The organism is Roseateles sp. P5_B10 (genome assembly GCF_056400485.1).
This window is the reverse complement of sequence record NZ_JBFULE010000628.1, coordinates 1-3,124: the sequence shown is the minus strand read 5'-3', so window position 1 is coordinate 3,124 and position 3,124 is coordinate 1. Positions and strand designations below refer to the sequence as shown.

3 protein-coding genes are annotated in these 3,124 nt (G+C 63.0%); all 3 read left to right on the top strand.

Annotated features, from left to right (window positions below):
• Positions 1-887: ATPase, T2SS/T4P/T4SS family (locus AC1DU6_RS25045; protein ID WP_477860386.1), on the top strand; the 887-nt coding region annotated here is incomplete at its 5' end.
• A gap of 19 nt (positions 888-906) precedes the next feature.
• Complete coding sequence (locus AC1DU6_RS25040; RefSeq protein WP_457443077.1) at positions 907-2,130, top strand: type II secretion system F family protein; 1,224 nt, start codon at positions 907-909, stop codon at positions 2,128-2,130.
• A complete protein-coding gene (locus AC1DU6_RS25035; RefSeq protein WP_056203370.1) occupies positions 2,130-3,059 on the top strand; it encodes a prepilin peptidase in 930 nt (309 codons plus the stop codon). The genes AC1DU6_RS25040 and AC1DU6_RS25035 overlap by 1 nt, the downstream gene beginning before the upstream one ends.
• Positions 3,060-3,124: the final 65 nt, after the last annotated feature.

Sequence of the window (3,124 nt, the reverse complement as noted above, 5' to 3'; positions counted from 1 at the left end):
TCAGTACCCTGCCCACGCTGTTCGGCGAAAAGATCGTTATTCGTATCCTGGACTCGTCCTCCGCGAAGCTGGGCATTGAAGCGCTGGGCTACGAGAAGATCGAGAAGGAGCGCCTGCTCGCCTGCATCTACCGCCCTTACGGCATGGTGCTTGTGACCGGCCCGACGGGCTCCGGCAAGACGGTGTCTCTCTACACCTGTCTGAACATCCTGAACCAGCCTGGCGTCAACATCGCGACAGTGGAAGACCCGGCAGAAATCAACCTGCCCGGTATCAACCAGGTCAACGTCAACGACAAGGCGGGCCTGAACTTCTCGACGGCCCTGAAGTCCTTCCTGCGCCAGGATCCAGACATCATCATGGTCGGCGAAATCCGTGACCTGGAAACCGCCGATATCGCGATCAAGGCCGCTCAGACGGGCCACATGGTCATGTCGACGCTGCACACCAATGACGCGCCCAAAACGTTGACCCGTCTGCTCAACATGGGCGTGGCGCCGTTCAATATCGCGTCCAGCGTGCTGCTCATCACCGCTCAGCGCCTCGTGCGCCGGCTGTGCGAGAACTGCAAGCAACCGGCCGACTACCCACGCGAAGCACTGATCAAGGCCGGCTTCGTCGAGGAAGATTTCGACGGCAGCTGGAAGCTCTATCGCGCCGTCGGCTGCAGCAGCTGCACAAATGGTTACCGCGGCCGCGTCGGGCTTTACCAAGTGATGCCCGTCACGGAGGCGATCCAGCGCATCATCCTGGCTGAGGGAACGGCGATGGACATCGCCGAGCAGGCCAAGAAGGAAGGGGTGCGCGATCTGCGCCAGTCCGGCCTCGTGAAGGCGCGCGGCGGCGTCACGACACTGGAAGAAGTGCTGTCCGCCACCAACGAATAATCAGTCTCGAGGAGAGCGCATGGCTACTGCCACTGCCGCAGCAAAAGGCGTCAAGGACTTCGTCTTCGAGTGGGAGGGCAAGGATCGCAATGGCAAGATCGTCAGAGGCGAACTCCGGGCCGGCGGTGAGGCCATGGTCAGCGCCACCTTGCGCCGCCAAGGCATCCTGGTCAACAAGGTCAAGAAGCGCCGCTCCAGCGGTGGCAGCGCGGTCAAGCAGAAGGACATCGCGATCTTCACGCGCCAGCTCGCGACGATGATGCGCGCCGGCGTGCCGTTGCTGCAGTCCTTTGACATCGTCGCCCGCGGCGCGACCAACCCGCGCCTCACACGGCTACTGAACGACATCCGACAGGATGTGGAGACCGGCACGAGCCTGTCATCGGCCTTCCGCAAGCACCCGATGTATTTCGACGCGCTGTACTGCAATCTCGTCGAAGCGGGCGAAGCTGGCGGTATCTTGGAGGCGCTGCTGGACCGACTGGCGGTCTATCAGGAAAAGACGGTTGCCATCAAGAACAAGATCAAGTCGGCACTGACCTACCCTGTCGCGGTGATGGTKGTCGCCTTCATCGTCGTTGCAGTCATCATGATCTTTGTGGTGCCTGCCTTCGAGGATGTCTTCAAGTCTTTCGGCGCCGACCTGCCCGCCCCCACCCTTTTCATCATCGCGCTGTCCAAGTTCTTCGTCAGCTACTGGTGGGCTATCTTCGGTTCGATCGGCGGTGGCATCTATTTCTTCCTGCAGACCTGGAAGCGCTCCGTGCCGATGCAAAAGCGCATGGATCGCCTGCTGTTGAAGGTCCCCGTCTTCGGCGACCTCATGTACAAGTCCGCCGTCGCGCGTTGGACGCGGACCCTGTCGACGATGTTTGCCGCAGGCGTCCCGCTGGTCGAGGCGCTCGATTCCGTCGGCGGCGCCTCGGGGAATGCGGTATTCGCTGAGGCGACCGAACAGATCCAACGCGACGTTTCCACCGGCGCCGCGCTGACGACGTCGATGCAGACGACGGGCATCTTCCCGACCATGGTGTTGCAGATGTCTTCCATCGGCGAGGAATCCGGCTCCCTCGACCACATGCTGGCCAAGGCCGCGGAGTTCTATGAGGACGAGGTGGATGAAGCGGTCAAGGCGCTGTCCAGCCTGATGGAGCCCTTCATCATCGTCATCCTGGGCGGCCTGATTGGCGGCATCGTCGTGTCGATGTACCTGCCGATCTTCAAGCTCGGCCAGGTGGTCTGATGGCGGTGGACTACAGCCTGCTGCTGTCACCCTGGATCCTCGGCATCTTCGGTCTTTGCATCGGCAGTTTTCTCAACGTCGTCATTTACCGCCTGCCGCTGATGTTGGAGCGCCAGTGGCTGCATGAGTCGGCCGCGCAGCTCACTGACGCGGCCGCCATGGCGCGCGTCGCTGACGTGCCTTTGCCCGAGGCTGAAAAGCTGGCCAAGGCCGTGGATGTCTACGGCACCAAGATCGAAGCCCTGCCGCCATTCACTATCGCCGCGCCGCGTTCACGCTGCCCGCATTGCGGCCATCAGTTGCGCTGGCATGAAAACCTGCCGGTCATTGGCTGGCTTCGCCTGGGCGGTAAATGCGCCACGTGCAAGGCGCCGATCTCCAAGCGCTATCCCATCATTGAAGCGCTCACCGGCGCCGCCTTCGCCGCCCTATCCTGGCGCTTCGGCGCCCAGCCGACCACGCTGCTCTGGTGCGGCTTCGTCGCTGCTCTGATCGCGCTGGCGATGATCGACTGGGACACCACGTTGCTGCCGGATGCGATCAACCAGCCCCTGCTCTGGGCCGGGCTCGCCGCCGCCCTGATGGGCTGGACGATTCCGCTGGACAAGGCCCTGATCGGCGCCTTGAGCGGCTACCTGTCGCTGTGGTCGGTGTACTGGGTGTTCAAGCTCCTCACCAAGAAGGAGGGCATGGGCTATGGCGACTTCAAGCTGCTCGCGGCGCTGGGCGCCTGGCTGGGCTGGCAGATGGTGCTGCCCATCGTCCTCGGCGCCTCAGCCATCGGTGCCGTCATCGGCATCATCATGAAGATGAATGCCGGCCTGCGTGAGGGCCGCTACGTGCCCTTCGGCCCTTTCCTGGCCGGCGGTGGCCTGGTGGTGCTGTTTGCCGGCCAGCCGACGGTGCTGGGCTGGCTCGGCTGGACATGAACCCTTGATGAGGGTCGGCCTGACCGGCGGCATCGGCAGCGGCAAGAGCACGGTCGCAGGCTTTC

Excerpts from the sequence above, each read along its gene's own strand:
- AC1DU6_RS25035 (WP_056203370.1), top strand. The coding sequence starts at position 2,130 with ATGGCGGTGGACTACAGCCTGCTGCTGTCACCCTGGATCCTCGGCATC.